General features: G+C 72.8%; 9 protein-coding genes and 1 pseudogene. 3 read left to right on the top strand and 7 right to left on the bottom strand.

The genetic code is table 11. The annotated features are described in order from the left end of the window. Window positions 1-5 precede the first annotated feature (5 nt). Window positions 6-701 (top strand): SDR family oxidoreductase, encoded by a 696-nt coding sequence (locus ACQXVK_RS03430; protein WP_430852708.1) that lies wholly within the window; start codon window positions 6-8, stop codon window positions 699-701. Window positions 702-762: 61 nt separating this feature from the next. Here ACQXVK_RS03430 and ACQXVK_RS03425 read toward each other — a convergent pair whose 3' ends face one another. Continuing rightward, window positions 763-2,352 (bottom strand): ABC-F family ATP-binding cassette domain-containing protein, encoded by a 1,590-nt coding sequence (locus ACQXVK_RS03425; RefSeq protein ID WP_430852706.1) that lies wholly within the window; start codon window positions 2,350-2,352, stop codon window positions 763-765. Between the two features lie 288 nt (window positions 2,353-2,640). Here ACQXVK_RS03425 and ACQXVK_RS03420 point away from each other — a divergent pair, with 288 nt between their 5' ends. Beyond that, the gene (locus tag ACQXVK_RS03420) at window positions 2,641-3,060 is read left to right on the top strand and encodes a DUF3151 domain-containing protein (protein ID WP_430852705.1); all 420 of its coding nucleotides are present in this window, start codon (window positions 2,641-2,643) and stop codon (window positions 3,058-3,060) included. A gap of 233 nt (window positions 3,061-3,293) precedes the next feature. On the opposite strand, the gene ACQXVK_RS03415 is transcribed toward ACQXVK_RS03420, so the two are convergent. The 5 genes and pseudogenes from ACQXVK_RS03415 to ACQXVK_RS03395 all read right to left on the bottom strand — a co-directional run bounded on the left by ACQXVK_RS03415 (window position 3,294) and on the right by ACQXVK_RS03395 (window position 11,778). Continuing rightward, on the bottom strand, window positions 3,294-5,282 hold the full coding sequence (locus tag ACQXVK_RS03415) for an Ig-like domain-containing protein (protein WP_430852704.1): 1,989 nt from the start codon (window positions 5,280-5,282) through the stop codon (window positions 3,294-3,296). Window positions 5,283-5,376: 94 nt separating this feature from the next. Beyond that, window positions 5,377-8,391: a glycoside hydrolase family 2 TIM barrel-domain containing protein gene (locus ACQXVK_RS03410; protein WP_430852703.1), complete on the bottom strand. Its 3,015-nt coding sequence runs from the start codon at window positions 8,389-8,391 to the stop codon at window positions 5,377-5,379. After that, entirely contained in the window at window positions 8,388-9,323 is a 936-nt protein-coding gene (locus ACQXVK_RS03405) for a carbohydrate ABC transporter permease (RefSeq protein ID WP_022906963.1), read from the bottom strand. Before ACQXVK_RS03405 ends, ACQXVK_RS03410 begins: the two co-directional genes overlap by 4 nt. A gap of 176 nt (window positions 9,324-9,499) precedes the next feature. Beyond that, window positions 9,500-10,417, bottom strand: a pseudogene (locus ACQXVK_RS03400) (carbohydrate ABC transporter permease); the annotation flags it as partial. Beyond that, a complete protein-coding gene (locus tag ACQXVK_RS03395; RefSeq protein WP_402265365.1) occupies window positions 10,414-11,778 on the bottom strand; it encodes an extracellular solute-binding protein in 1,365 nt (454 codons plus the stop codon). The pseudogene ACQXVK_RS03400 and the gene ACQXVK_RS03395, both read right to left, overlap by 4 nt. Window positions 11,779-11,971: 193 nt before the next feature. On the opposite strand from ACQXVK_RS03395, the gene ACQXVK_RS03390 reads away from it, so the two are divergent. Beyond that, window positions 11,972-13,129, top strand: coding sequence for a hypothetical protein (locus ACQXVK_RS03390; RefSeq protein WP_430852700.1), 1,158 nt, complete (start codon window positions 11,972-11,974; stop codon window positions 13,127-13,129). A gap of 155 nt (window positions 13,130-13,284) precedes the next feature. Here ACQXVK_RS03390 and ACQXVK_RS03385 read toward each other — a convergent pair whose 3' ends face one another. After that, complete coding sequence (locus tag ACQXVK_RS03385; RefSeq protein WP_430852758.1) at window positions 13,285-14,433, bottom strand: MFS transporter; 1,149 nt, start codon at window positions 14,431-14,433, stop codon at window positions 13,285-13,287. Between the last annotated feature and the right edge of the window lie 86 nt (window positions 14,434-14,519).

Genomic DNA, 14,519 nt, shown 5'->3' with positions numbered 1-14,519 from the left:
GACGCATGACCGACACCGCGCCTCCCGTCCGTCCGACCGCCCTCGTCACGGGCGCGACCCGTGGGATCGGCCGGGCGATCGCGCTCGACCTCGGCCGGACGCACCACGTGCTCGTCGGCGGCCGCACCGCCGCGGCGGTCGACGCGCTCGTCGCCGAGCTGCCGAGCGCGGCGCCCTTCGTGGGCGACCTCGGCGCGGGTGCGGTCCCGCCGCTGCCGGAGCGCCTCGACGTCCTCGTGCACTCCGCCGGGGTGGAGCAGGGGACGACCATCGCCGACACCGAACGCGCCGTCTGGGAGCAGGTCTTCGCCACGAACCTGTTCGCCGTCGCCGAGCTGACCCGGCTCGCGCTCCCGGCACTCCGGGCCGCGCGCGGCATCGTCGTGCCGATCAACAGCGGGTCCGGGTTCACCGCGGGTCCCGGCGGCGGCGTGTACGCGGCGTCGAAGTTCGCGCTGCGGGCCTTCGCCGACGCCCTCCGCGAGGAGGAGCGGGGCAACGGCGTGCGGGTCTCGAGCGTGCACCCGGGCCGGACGGACTCCGACATGCAGCGTGCCCTCACCCAGAAGCTCGGCGAGGACTACGACACCGCGTACTACCTCGCGCCGTCTGACGTGGCCGACGCCGTCCGGACCGTCGTCGACCTGCCGGAGCGCGGCACGATCGAGTCCCTGGCGATCCGGCCGACGCGGCGGCGCTGACGGGACGGCCCACGGGTCGCCGCTGATGAGACCGCGCACGGGTCGCCGCTGACGGGACGGCTCACGCCAGCTCGATGCGGGTCGTGAGGTCGAGTCGGTCCAGGAAGTCCTCGTCGTGGCTCACCACCACGAGCGCCCCGCGGTACGCCCGGAGCGCGTCCACGAGCTGGTCGACACTCGTCAGGTCGAGGTCGTTCGTCGGCTCGTCGAGCACCAGCAGCTGCGGCGGCGGATCCGCGAGCACGAGGCTCGCGAGCGCCACGCGGAACCGCTCGCCGCCGGACAGCGCCCCGGCCGGCCGGTCCACGGTGTCCCCGCGGACGAGGAACTCCGCGAGGCGGTTCCGCACCTCGGCCGGTGGCACGTGCGGGGCGTCACGCCGGACGTTGTCGAGGACCGACACGGCGTCGTCGAGCGAGTCCTTCCGCTGCGGCAGGTAGCCGACGCGGTCGACGTGCGGGACCGCAGTCGTGTCGGGCAACGGGTGCGTCCGCGCACCGGGGACCCCGACGAGCTGCTCGAGGAGCGTGGTCTTGCCGACGCCGTTGTCCCCGGTGACGGCGACGCGTTCGGGACCCTGCACGATCGACTCGCGGCCCCGCACCCGGATCGTCGCGATCTGCCGGGATGCCGGGACGGCCGGATCGGGGAGGGTCACGTGGATGGACTCGTCCGCCCGCAGCCGCCCCTCGGCCTCGCGCTTGGTGGCGAGTGCGGCGGCCTCGTCCTCGGCGTACCCGGTGCGGAGTCGGCCGGCGGTCTGTTCGCCGCGCTTGCGCATCTCGTTCGCGAACATCTTCGGCATCCCCTCGGCGGCCTTCACCCCGGACCGGGCCCGGCGGGCGATCTTCGTCTCGGCCTCGATGCGCTGCCGCTTCTCGGTGCGGTGCCGCTGCTCGGCGACCCGGACCTCGCGCTCGACGGCGGCCTGCTGCACGGCGAGGTGCTCCTCGAACGCGCTGAACGTCCCGCCGAACACCGACATGCCGCCCGCGCGGAGCTCCGCCACCTCGTCGACGTGCTCGAGGAGCTCGCGGTCGTGACTCACGACGACGAGGGTGCCGTGCCAGTCGTCGACCATGCCGAGCAGCAGCGCACGGGCGCGGCGGTCGAGGTTGTTCGTCGGCTCGTCGAGGAACGCGATCGGCAGCCCTCGCAGTCGGATGCCGGCGACGGCGACGAGCACCGCCTGTCCACCGGAGAGCGTGTGCACCGGACGCTCCAGGACGTCCCGGTCCGAGCCGAGGGCGGCACCGACCCCGATGGCGTCGAGCGCCGCGGCCGCACGCTCCTCGAGGTCCCAGTCGTCCCCGACGACGTCGAAGTGCTCCGGGGCGGCGTCGCCGCCGAGGATCGCCCGGAGTGCCGTCAGGGTGGGGCGGATGCGCAGGAGGTCGGCGACCGCGTCGTCGTTCTGCGGTTGCAGGCGTTGCGGCAGATGGTCGACCGGCCCGGACGTCGTGACGGAGCCCGACGTGGGGTGGAGCCGACCCGTGACCAGCCGGACCAGCGTCGACTTGCCGGCACCGTTCCTCCCGACCAGGCCGGTCCGGCCACGGCCGAAGGCGGTGGTGAGGTGGCTCAGCGCGACGGTGCCGTCGGGCCAGGCGAAACTGAGGTCGTTCAGGACGACGGACGGACTGATGGGCATACGGGTGCCTCCCCGGTGGTCGATGCTGGGCGCACGACACCGGACCCGCCACGGGAGGGCGGAGCGCCCGACGGGGCGCGACGATCACGGTGTCAGCGCGAGGGCTGAGCAGATCCGGTGATCGACAGCAATTCGTCCACTTCCGTCGGGGAGCCCTGCGTGACCGCCATCCGGACCGCCGGTCGGTCGTCCCGCACCGGTGGCCTCGCGATGACGACGAGGACCCGATCACGCTACGCCGGGAGCCGCGCGCCGCGCAAGACCCCCGGACCGTGACAGGCTGGAGGCATGCCGGAGAACCTGCTGCCGAACCCGACCGCGAACCCCGAGACGCTCCTCCCCGCCGAACCGGAGGTGACCGCCGCCCTCGCCGCCGACGCACCCGTCGCGAGCGTGGTGGTGTCGCACCCGGCGTCGAGCCTGGCGTGGGCGATGCTCGCCGACGAGGCGTGGGAGCGCGGGGCCACCCTCGAGTCCTACGCCTACGCCCGGGTGGGCTACCACCGGGGCCTCGACGCGCTGCGGAAGGCGGGGTGGCGGGGTGCCGGGCCGGTCCCGTGGTCGCACGAGCCGAACCGGGGCGTGCTGCGGGCGCTGTTCGCGCTGCGGCGAGCGGCCGAGGCGATCGAGGAGCCGGGCGAGCCCGAGCGGCTGACGGCGTTCCTCGATGCGTCCGACCCGGCGGCGATCCCGGCGCTGAGCGCGTAGCGCCGCGCCGCCGGCGCTCGCGCGCCGCGCGCTGCCGCGCCGCGCTGGTGCGTGCGACCAGCGCACAACGCAAGTCACCCCGAACCGCGTTTCCGACTGGTTCGGGGTGACTTGCGTTGTGCGGAGCGCGCGGCTCCCGGAGCGCGCGGCTCCCGGAGCGCGCGGCCCCGGGAGCGCGCGGCACCCGGGGCGCGCGGCCCCGGGACGCAGCGCGCCGCCGCCGGCCGCAGCCGCTAGCGCCCGGCCGCCGCCGCGCGCCGCCGCCGCGCGACCGAGATCCACCCGCCCGCCGCCAGCAGCAGCGCCGCCACCGCGCCGACCACGAGGACGCTCCGCCCGGACGCCCCCGTGTACGCCAGCGCACTCCGGGCACCCGCGGGCTCAGCCGCCCCTCGGACGACGGACCCGGTCCCCGCACCGGCTCCCGCCGCGCCGGTGTCCGTGCCCGAACCGGTACCCGCGTCGGACCCGGTTCCGGGCGAGGGTGACGGCACCACGGTCGGCGTCGACGACGGCGTCGGCGGGACGACCACCGAACCGCCTGACTCCACGGCGACCCGGATCGTCGCCACGACGGTCTGCCCCGCGTCCGTCGTCACCTGGTACCGCACGGGGGTGGCCGATCCGGAGAACGTCGGCTCCGGCGTGAAGGTCACCCGTCCGTCGGCGCCGACGGTCCAGACACCCTCGCCGGGGACCCGGAGCCGCTTGCCGTCCGCCGAGACCTCCGCCCCGTCGATCCCGTCGCCGCTCAACCGCAGCGAGCCGGGGTCCGCTGCGCTCCCGTCGAGCGGGTCGTTGCCGAGGACGTCGATCGTCAGCGGCCGACCCGGTTCCGCGGTGCCCTCGTCGTCGACCGCGACGGCCTCGGGCAGGACCACCTCGAACGCGGCGGTGTCGGCGTTGTTCGTCAGGTCGACGTCACTCACCGACCCGTCGAGCGCGATCGCCGAGCGTGCCGTGTCGAGCCGGCCGGCGTCGAAGTCGGTGACGCTCTCGACCGGTAGCGTCCACCGTCCCGAGCGGGTCGTCACGGGCACCGTGCCCCGCACCGTGAGCGTGATCCCGCTCCCGGGCGGCCCCGCCCAGTCGGCGTCCTCCGCGCCCGTGCCGCTCGGGGACGCGCACGTCGCCCCGGCGTCCGCGCGACACGTCCACCGCACGTCCGTCAGCGGCACGCCGGCGGTGACCGCCACGGTGCGCGCGAGCGCGTCGGCCGCGCCGCCGATGGTGGCGGGGCCGTGGTTCTCGGACCGCACCTCGAACACGGCGTCCGCGCCGGCGCGGACCGGCTGGTCCGTGAGGGTCCGGGCGGTCGTCACGACGTCGGTGGGCTGCGTGGCCCGCAGCCCCCGGATCTCGTGGAACTGCGACCGACCGCCCGTCGACGCACTGAAGCCGAAGCGCAGCCGGTCGGGCAGCGACGTCCCGGGGAGCTCGGCGGTGACGATCTCGCGGAGCGCTCCGGGGGCGGCGTCGGGGGCGACGGGGTCGGACATCGCGACCCGTACCCGGATGCCGTCCGCGTCGGTCGGCAGGACGTCGATCTGCACGTGCCGGTGGGTCGCGGCCGCTGCGGTGGTCTCACGGTCCTCGAGGAACCCCTCGCCGAGGTCCCCGGTGGTCGCGAGGACGGGGTAGCAGTCGCGCTCGGCCCCGCGGATCGTGACCGCGTTCGGCACGACGTCGGGCCGGGCGAAGTTGCCGAACCGGTCGAAGCCGACCCCGACGACGCCTCCGTCGAGGCCGTCGGCGCACGGTCGGGTCCCGTCGTGGTAACCGAGGCCGGCGCCGACGGGGCCGATCGACTCCAGCGGGACGGCGGCGTCCTGCAGGAAGAACCCGATGCCGTCGGCGTACCCGGTGTCCGTCGTGCTCCACATCCGCTCGTCGAACGCGACGCTCAGCCCCTGGCTGGAGTCGTAGGGCGACTCGTCGAACACCGCGGAGCTCACCCGCTTCGTGTCGTCGGTCAGTCGCAGCCACCGCCCGGCCGCGCCGTGGTCGACGATCGTCGCCTGGTCGTCGTCGGACGCGATGCGGGTCCATCCGGCGGGCATGGTCGTGCCGAGCGGCAACCCGGCGAACGGGTCGGACACCGGGAAGGGCGCGACCGCGTGCGCGGGGGAGGGTGTGGTGACCGTCGCCGCGAGGCCGCCGCCGACCACCACGATGGCGGTCAGGGCGGCGTTCACGACGGCGCGCCTCGGAGTGCTGTGCATGGGGTCCTCTCTGCTGTGGTGCGGAGACGACCCTTCCCGACGCCCGCGGGGCGCGCAAGGAATATGTATCAGATATGTGAGTTCCGGACTGCGATCAGCCGAGGACGACGCTCCACGAGGACGCCTGCGGCCAGAGCTGGTGCTCCGGGAGCACGTCGAGGCCGCACGCGCGTGACCCGAGGCCGTGCTGCGCGAAGTCGAGGTACAGGTACAGGTGGTCGGACGCCGGCAGCTCGTACGGGTGCTCCGCGCGGTCGATCTGCTGCGCGGTCCACGGCGTCAGCGTGAACCCCGCGCGGTGTCGCCCGACGGTGGACACGGTCAGGTCGCCGACGGACAGCGACCGCAGGGACGGACGGTGCCCGTTCTCCTGCGGGCGCGAGTACTCGACACCGAGTGACCGGACCGGTGCGGTGAACCGGCCGACCCGTGCGGCGTGCGACGAGTCCGCGTAGGACTCCAGGGGCCCGGTCCCGAACCAGGTGGCGTCCAGGTCGGTCAGGGCGGTCGGCAGGTCGAACCGCACCCCGATGCGCGGCCAGGTGACGTCCCACGCGCCGAACGGGACGGCGTCGGTCTGCAGCAGCAGCCCCTCGTCCGTCCGGGTCCAGCGGTGCGTCACGTCCACGCCCCAGCCGCTGTTCGCCGCCGCGACGCGCACCCGCTGCTCGAGGCCGGTGGCGGTCCGGTCCACCGACACGAGCCGGTGCGTCAGCCGGTCGAGTCCGCGTTGGCGCCAGCGGGTCGCCGAGGCCGGCGCGTCCGGGTCGCCGACGCCGTGCGTCAGCACCGGGTCGGCGGTCTCGTAGCCGCCCTGCGACGCCAGGCTGTCGTTGTCGGTCGGTGCGCGCCAGAGCTCGAAGCGCGGACCCTCGACCTCGTGTCCCTTCCAGGACACCAGGTCGCCCCGTGCCGAGAAGGTCCCGTCGCCGAGTCGGTCGCCGTCCCACCCCTGACGGGAGGCGCGGGGGACGTCCGCCGCGCGCGATGCGACGAGCGTCTGGGTGCGTGCCACGACGTGGCCGGTGTCCGCCCAGGCCGTCGGGCCGGCGAGTTCGGCGGTGACGTCGAACCAGAGTTCCTCGCCGGGAGCCAGCGTCCGGGCACGGGCGTCGAGGACGGCGTCGGGCACCGGGACGGTGGCGGACGAGCGTGCCGCGACGACGCCGGGGGCGAACCGACCCTCGTGCTCGACCACGCCGTTCCGCGACAGGGTCCAGTGGAACCGCAGTCCCGCGGTCGACGCCGAGTGGTACCGGTTCTCGATGAGCACGGTGGTGTCCGACGCGGACAGTCGGATCGGCGCCACGACCGCGGCGAACTCGGCCAGCCCCGGCGTCGGGGTGTCATCGGGCAGCACGAGGCCGTCCATCACGAAGTTGCCGTCGTGGACGACCTCGTGGAAGTCGCCCCCGTACGCGTAGTAGGGCCGTCCGTCCGGCGTGTGCGCCAGCAGCCCGTGGTCCCGCCACTCCCACACGAACCCACCGTGCAGGCGCGGGTACGTGTCCACGAGCGCCTCGTACTCGGCGATCTGCCCGGGACCGTTGCCCATCGCGTGCACGTACTCGCAGTGGATGAACGGCTTCGACCGCTGCCGGGCCGCCTCGGCCGGGCCGCAGCCGAGCAGGGGCGTGGCCGGACCGCCGCCGATCGACTCGGTCTCCTGCAGCGTCGGGTACATCCGCGAGTACACGTCGGTGTACTCGCCCGTGTAGTCGCCCTCGTAGTGGACCGGACGCTCGTCGTCGCGGTCGTGCACCCACTGCGCCATCGCGGCGAGGTTCCGGCCGGTCCCGGACTCGTTGCCGAGCGACCACATCACGATCGACGCGTGGTTCTTGTCGCGCTCCACCGTCCGCGCGATGCGGTCGAGGTACGCGTCGCGCCAGTCGGGGTCGTCCGACGGGTTCCCGACCCAGTCGGTGAAGAGGAAGCCGTGCGTCTCGAGGTCGCACTCCAGGACAACCCAGAAGCCCAGCTCGTCGGCGAGGTCGAGCACGCGGGGGTGGGGCGGGTAGTGCGAGGTGCGGATCGCGTTGACGTTGTTCCGCTTCATGAGCGCCATGTCCGCGCGCGCGTGCTCCTCGTCGAAGACCCGCCCGCGCACGGGGTGCGTCTCGTGCCGGTTGACGCCGTGGAACACGACCCGTTCGCCGTTCACCAGGAACCGGTCGCCGACGATCTCGACGGTGCGGAAGCCGAGCCGGAGCGACACGGTCTCACCGCCGGCGCTCCCACCGGCAGCGGTCCCGGTCGACAGGGTCGCGTCGTACAGCCGCGGAAGCTCGGCGCTCCACGGCTCGACGCCGTCGACCTCGATCGGCGCGACGTCGTCGGGACCCGCCCACACGACGTCCACGCCGAGCGACGGCACCGCGAACCGCACCGGGTACGCCGCGTCCATCGTCGGGAAGGAGATCGTCCCGGTGCCGGTGGACGGCCGGCCGGACGCCGCGGTCCCGGCGCTCGCCGCGTCCCCGAGCACGGCGGTCCACCCGGCCCGCACGAACACGTCGTCGACCGGCGCGGTGGGACGCGCCACCAGCGTGACGTCACGGAAGATGCCCGGCAGCCACCACTGGTCCTGGTCCTCGAGGTACGAGGCCGCCGACCACTGGTGCACGCGGACGCGGACCTCGTTCGCCCCCGGTCGCAGCACGGACGTGACGTCGAACTCCGTCGCGAGCCGCGACCCGGTCGACCATCCGATGAGGACGCCGTTCACCCACACCCGGAAGTGCGACTCCACCCCGTCGAACCGGAGCAGCACCCGGTCCGCGGCGTCGAACGACGACGGCACCGTGAACGTGCGGCGGTGGTCGGCGGTCGGGTTCTCCTCCGGCGGGTGCGGCGGGTCGATCGGGAACGGGTACTGCAGGTTCGTGTAGCTCGGCGCGCCGTGCCCGTGCAGGACCCAGTGCGACGGCACCGGGATGGTGCCCCACTCGTCCTCCGGACCCGGGTCCGGGACGTCCGCGACCGGTGACCACCGGAAGTCCCACTCGCCGTTCAGCGACAGGGTGGGAGCGTCCGTGTGCAGCCAGGCCCGAGGGGCCAGCCGGGTGTCGGAGCCGGGTGCGGTGGAGGAGAGTGCGGCGATGGTCAACCCTTGACCGATCCTTCCGTGAGGCCCCCGCGCCAGAAGCGCTGCAGGACGATGATGGCGATGACGAGCGGGATGACCGAGACGAGCACCCCGCCGGTGGTGAGCTGGTAGAACTCCGGCAGCCGGTCGACCTGCGAGCGCCAGTTGTTCAGCCCGAGGGTGATCGGGTAGAGCTTCTGGTCGGCCAGCATGATGAGCGGCAGGAAGAAGTTGTTCCAGATGCCGACGACCTGGAACAGGAACACGGTCACGAGCGCCGGCGTCATCTGCCGCAGCACGATCGTGTGGAAGATCCGGAGCTCGCCGGCACCGTCGATGCGGGCCTGCTCGAGGAGCGCCGTGTCCACCGACGCCGCGGCGTACACGCGGCAGAGGAACAGGCCGAACGGCGAGACGAGGCTCGGGATGAGCACGCTCCAGTACGTGTCGGTCAGCCCGAGCGTCGAGAACAGCAGGAACAGCGGCAGCGCCGTCGCGGTCCCCGGCACGAGCACGCCGCCGAGGATCGTGCCGAACACGACCTGCCGACCGCGGAACTCGTACTTCGCGAGCGCGTACCCGCCTGCGGCCGCGAAGTAGGTCGCGAGGACCGCTCCGACGCCCGAGTACAGGATGCTGTTCGCGATCCAGCGGACGAAGATGCCGCCGTCGTACGTGAAGACCTGCTGCAGGTTGCTGAAGAGCGCGAAGTCGCCGCCGAACCAGAACCCGTTCGTGGCGAACAGGGCCCCGGTGGTCTTCGTCGCGGCGATCACCACCCAGTACAGCGGGACCAGGAAGTAGATCGCGACGATGACGAGGATGCCCGTCACCACGATCTGCGACCTGCCGGAGCGGTCGAGCTTGCGGCGCTGGTGCGCCGAGATCGACGTGGTGTCGACCGGGACCGCGGTCTTCGCGGTGGCAGGCGCCTGGACGGCTTCGCTGGTCATCGGTTGTCCCCCTCGGCCCGGAGGCGCGGTGCGGCCCCGGTGGTCGTGCTGCGGTTCGCGACGCCGGTCGCCGGTCGCGACCCGTCGGCGGTGGCGACGCGCGTCTGGAGGGCGCGCCGCGCCTCCTGGCCGTCGCGCTTGGCGCGCTTCCTCTGGTCCCGCTCGTTCTTCGGCGGACGGTTCGTCAACGCGAGGAACGCGAACGACAGGATGAACGCGGCCAGCGCGATGATGACCGCCTGCGCACTCGCGACGCCGTACTCGTTGAACGCGAACGCGTTCGTGTAGGCGGCGTAGTTCGGCGTGTACTCGGTGTCGATCGCGGGGGCGACCGTGGACAGGATCTGCGGCTCCGCGAAGAGCTGCAGCGTGCCGATGATCGAGAACACCGTCGTGAGCACGAGTGCCGGCGCGATGAGCGGGATCTGGATCCGCCAGGCGACCTGGAACGCGTTCGCGCCGTCCACCTTGGCGGCCTCGTAGACCTCGCCGGGGATGGACTTCAGCTGCGCCACGATGATGAGCATGTTGTAGCCGGTGTACGTCCACGTGACGATGTTCGCGATCGACCAGAGCACGCTGTTCGCGCCGAGGAAGTCCGGCTGGAGCCCGATCCCCTGCAGCAGCGACACGATCGGCGAGAGGCCCGGCACGTACAGGAACGACCACAGGATCGTCGCGATGACCCCGGGGACGCCGTAGGGCATGAAGTAGATCGCACGGAAGAACCCTGGCCAGCGGGCGCTCGCCGACTCGAGCAGCAGCGCGAGGATCGTGCACGCGATGATCATCACCGGGACCTGCACGACGCCGAACAGCAGCATGCGGCCGATCGAGGCGACGAAGCCGGAGTCCTGCAGCGCGATCGCGTAGTTGTCGAACCCGGCGAACCGGCCGACGACGCCGTCCTCGCCGAAGAGGCCCTCGCGGTCGACGGTCGTGAAGGACTGGAACAGCGCGCTGATGATCGGGATGATGAACGTCAGCAGGAACAGGGCGAGGAAGGGTGCGAGCAGGATCCAGGGGGCCCGCTTCTGGGCGACCGTGGCCTTCGTGCTCGTGCGGAAGCCGTTCTTCGGCTGTGTCGTGGTCATCGTGCCGTCCTGACGCTCAGGCCCTTGTCCTTGAAGGACTGGACGATCTCCTTCTGGGCGAGCTCCACCGCGTCGGTGAGCTTCAGTCCGCTGGTGAGCTTGCGGCGGAACTGGTTCTGCAGGCTCGTGAACGCCGACTGCGTGACCGGGGACCACGACCAGTCGACGTTCTGCTCCTGCGATGCGGGCACGAAGACGTCCTCGTTGTAGTTCTGGCCGGAGAACCACTTGCTCGGCTGCTCACGCTGCTTGCCGATGTAGTCCTTGGCGGGCGACCACCCGATGCCGCAGTACTTGATCATCGCGTCGATGCCCTCCTTCGAGGTGGTCATCCAGGTGATGAACTCGAGCGCTTCCTTCGGGTGCTTCGCGTTGGCGAGCACGGCGGCCGTCGAGCCGCCGATCGCGCTCGACCCGAACCCGGTGTCGCCCCACTTCTGCATCGGTGCGACCTTCCACTTGCCCTCGCCGCCCTGCACGGACTCGATGAGGGCGTCGCCCCAGCTCGCGCTCGTGACGGCGGCGATCTTGCCGCTCGCCGCCGCGGCGTACCAGCCGGGGGAGTACGCACCGGCACTCGTGTCGACGAGCTTGTCGTCGATGACGCCGTCGAAGAAGTCGGCGACCATCATGGTCTTGTCGTCGGTCATGTCGACGACCCACTCGTCGCCGTCGACCTTGAACCACCGGGCGCCGGCCTGCTGCGCGTACGCGGCGAAGGGGGAGGCGTCGGCGACGGGGAAGACCTCGAGGTAGTTCTGGGCCCCGGTCGACCGGACCTTCTCGGCGAGGTCGCGCCACTCGTCCCACGTCGTCGGGGGTTCGCCGCCGGCCTGCTCGAGGATCGCCGTCTGGTAGTAGAAGCCCATCGGGCCGGTGTCCTGCGGGATGCCGTAGATGCCGTCCACGAACGACACCTGCGCCCAGGCCGCGTCGTCGTACTTCGACTCGAAGTCCTTCGCACCGTACCGGGCGAGGTCGGTGAGGCCGTTGGCGAGCATGAACTCGGGGATCTGCCGGAGCTCGACCTGGCCGATGTCGGGGCCACCGCCGGCCGCGAGCGCCGAGTACATCTTCTGGTAGCCGCCGCTGTTGCCGCCGGGGATCCAGTTGGCCGTGACCTGGATGTCCGGGTGCGACTCGTTCCAGACATCGCACACCTTCTGCAGGTCCTTGAGCCAGGCCCAGTAGGTCAGCTCGACCTTCTGCCCGCTCGCCGCGGCGGGGATGAGCGCCGCCTTGTTCACGTTGGTGGAGCCCGGCACGGCGCACCCGGCCAGGAGTCCGGCGGCAGCGGTGCCCAGGCCGAAGCCCAACAGCTGTCGTCTCGATATCGCGCTTCGGTTCGCTTGTGGCCGCATTGCCTGGACTCCGGTTCGTCGTCGATCGGGGTGCCCTCCACCCAACCACAAAACCGAGCAGGGCTGTACTTTCACGCAGACTCTGGGTGTTCGCTCCGGGCCGTGGGCGACGAGGGCCGAACGGGTGGAGTGTGGGCGCACACGAAACGTCGGGGTTCGTGACAGCCCCGGCGACCGTCCGAGAGGAGCTGCCATGACGTCGACCAACGCGACGAGTGAACTGCACGAGATCCTGGGACAGCGGCTGGAGGGCGGTGGGACCTGGGCCTGGGCGTACGCCGACGTCTCCGGCAACGTGGACGACCCGAGACGGCAGGCGGCGCTGCGGCTCCGTGTCGTCGAGGGGGCGCTCCGGAAGCAGGGCGCGGCCGACGACGTGGTCGACCTCGTCGCCGGCGAGTTCGAACAGGCACCGGGGGTCCCGTCACCCGTCACCCGGTACGTCCTCGTGCACGACGGCACGCTCGTGATCAGCGAGGTGCTCCCCGGCACGCTGCACGGCCCCGAGTCCGTCGGGGTCGGCGACGTCCCCGACCTCGTCCCGCTGGTCGCCCACCGTCCGGTCGACCTGCCGTTCCTGGTGGTCCGCGCCGGCAAGGAGGGCGGGGCGTTCCGCGCCTACCGACTCGGCCACGCACCGGTGTCGCACGACGAGCAGCAGGTGCAGGGACACAACGACACGCTGCACTACGCCAAGGCGGGGACGGGCTGGAAGCAGCCGCACTGGCAGCAGCACACCGAGGAGATCTGGAAGCAGAACTCCGCCGAGACCGCGGCTGCCGTCGACGAGGCCGTGCGGACCCTCCGGCCGGGGCTCGTCGTGGTGGCCGGGGACGTCACCGCACGCGAGCTCCTCGTGAAGGCGCTGTCGTCGGAGGCCCGCGGGCTCACCTCCGTCTTCCCGGGGGACCCCCGCGCGGACGCCGCGTCGAAGCAGGCCTTCGTCGAGCACGTCGAGACCGCTCTCGCCCGTGTGGTGGCCACCCGACGGCACGACCTCGAGCAGCTGCTCCGCACCCACGTCGGCCGTGGTGACAACCTCGCCGTGACGGGGCTCGGCGCCGTCGTCGGGGCGCTGCAGCAGGCGCAGGGCGCGGTCGTCGCGCTCGACGCGGTGGCCGTCGGGAACAAGACGCTCCTCGCGCTCGCCGGAGCCCCGTGGGTCGCGACCGCGCCGGAGCAGGCCGGCGGGACGCCCGTGATCGGGGCGGTACCGGCCGTGTGCGCGCTCGTCCGCGCGGCCGTCCTGACCGACGCGGAGCTCGTGCTCGTCAACGCCGCGTCGCTGCCGGGCGGGGTCGCCGCGGCCGCGCTGCTGCGGTGGCCGGTCGGTCCGGCCGTCCCCGCCTGATCCCGGCCCGGGGCGGGCCCGGTCCCGAGCGCGCCCGGTCGGAATGTGCGTACCTGGTCGGAACCGGCGTCCCTGGCAGGAACGGGCGTCCCTGGTCGATCCGTTCGACCCGGTACGCCCGTTCCGGCTCCCCATCGCAAGCGTTCTGGGAAGGTTCAGTCCTGCAGGGACCGGTCGCGCCGGGGGACCAGCGGCAGCGCCAGCAGCGGCAGCACCCCGACGACCCCGAACGACGCCGCGAACCCGACCGCCCCGACGAGCGCACCGATCCCGGGGCCGACGGCGCTCGCCGCGATGAACTGCCCGGTGTTCTGCGCCCCGAGCGCGCGTCCCGACCAGAACGGCCCGGCAGCCTCGGCGACCGACGTGTAGGCCAGGCCGTTGTCCGCGACGGTCACGCTCGTCGCGACGACCAGGAACACCGCGGCGGCGGCGAGGTGCGTGGCGTCCACCAGGGCCAGCAACCCCATCACCGCCGCGGCGCTCACGGCGACGATCCGCAGGGGGCCGACCCGGGACGCGGCGCGGTCGCTCCAGGCGCCGACGAGGATCCGGCCGATCGCCCCGACGAACTGCGAGGCGCCGACGAGCAGCCCGGCGGCCGGGGTCGACCAGCCGAGGCCGACGAGCCACACCAGCCCGTAGGTCGACAGCGTGAACTGCGGCACGACCAGCAGGACCGACACCGCGTGGATCCGCCAGAGGAAACCGTCCGCGCGGTACGGGTTCGCGACGTGCGCCACCGGGGCGTCGGCGCGGGACGGCCTCGGCGGGTTCCGGATGCAGATCGCGCAGGCGACGGCGAGCACGGCGCACAGCAGGATCGGCAGGACGAGGGCCGCACGGAGGTCCACCGCCTCGGCCAGCTGCGGGACCGTGACCGCCGCGAGCGTCACCCCGAGGGGCTGCGACATCTGCCGGATCCCCATCGCGAGTCCGCGCCGCTCCTTCGGGAACCACCCGACGACGACCCGGCCGCTCGCGGCGTTCGTCGAGGCGCTCGTCATGCCCGCGGCGAGGAAGGCCAGGCCGAGCAGCACGGGGTTGCCCGCAGCAGCCCAGGCGCCGACGACCGCCAGGGTCGTGAGGACGAGCCCGCCCGCGATGACCACGCGTTCGCCGATGCGGTCGGTGACCGCACCCCACGCGATGAGCGTGAGGACCATGCCGAAGGTCGGTGCCGCGGCGAGGAGCCCCGCGAGGGCGAGCGGCGTGCCGTGCGCGTGCAGGAACGGGATGAGCAGGGCGGGTGCGGACACCACGAGGGTGCCGGCCGCCTGGGCGGCGACGCCGAGGGCGAGCATCGTCCAGGCGCGCGAGGTGGAGGTCACGGATCGTCCCGTCGTGGAACTGATTGGTATACCACAACGGTATACCATCCGGGCCCGAA

This window comes from Curtobacterium sp. AB451 (genome assembly GCF_050585845.1).
Classification (GTDB): Bacteria; Actinomycetota; Actinomycetes; order Actinomycetales; family Microbacteriaceae; genus Curtobacterium.
The sequence above is the reverse complement of the archived record's forward strand: the minus strand, read 5'-3'. Positions and strand labels throughout refer to the sequence as shown.

Coding starts and splice junctions, on each gene's coding strand:
- ACQXVK_RS03415 (WP_430852704.1), bottom strand. CDS start 5,282: ATGCACAGCACTCCGAGGCGCGCCGTCGTGAACGCCGCCCTGACCGCC.
- ACQXVK_RS03405 (WP_022906963.1), bottom strand. CDS start 9,323: ATGACCAGCGAAGCCGTCCAGGCGCCTGCCACCGCGAAGACCGCGGTC.
- ACQXVK_RS03425 (WP_430852706.1), bottom strand. CDS start 2,352: ATGCCCATCAGTCCGTCCGTCGTCCTGAACGACCTCAGTTTCGCCTGG.
- ACQXVK_RS03390 (WP_430852700.1), top strand. CDS start 11,972: ATGACGTCGACCAACGCGACGAGTGAACTGCACGAGATCCTGGGACAG.
- ACQXVK_RS03420 (WP_430852705.1), top strand. CDS start 2,641: ATGCCGGAGAACCTGCTGCCGAACCCGACCGCGAACCCCGAGACGCTC.
- ACQXVK_RS03395 (WP_402265365.1), bottom strand. CDS start 11,778: ATGCGGCCACAAGCGAACCGAAGCGCGATATCGAGACGACAGCTGTTG.
- ACQXVK_RS03430 (WP_430852708.1), top strand. CDS start 6: ATGACCGACACCGCGCCTCCCGTCCGTCCGACCGCCCTCGTCACGGGC.
- ACQXVK_RS03385 (WP_430852758.1), bottom strand. CDS start 14,433: ATGCTCGCCCTCGGCGTCGCCGCCCAGGCGGCCGGCACCCTCGTGGTG.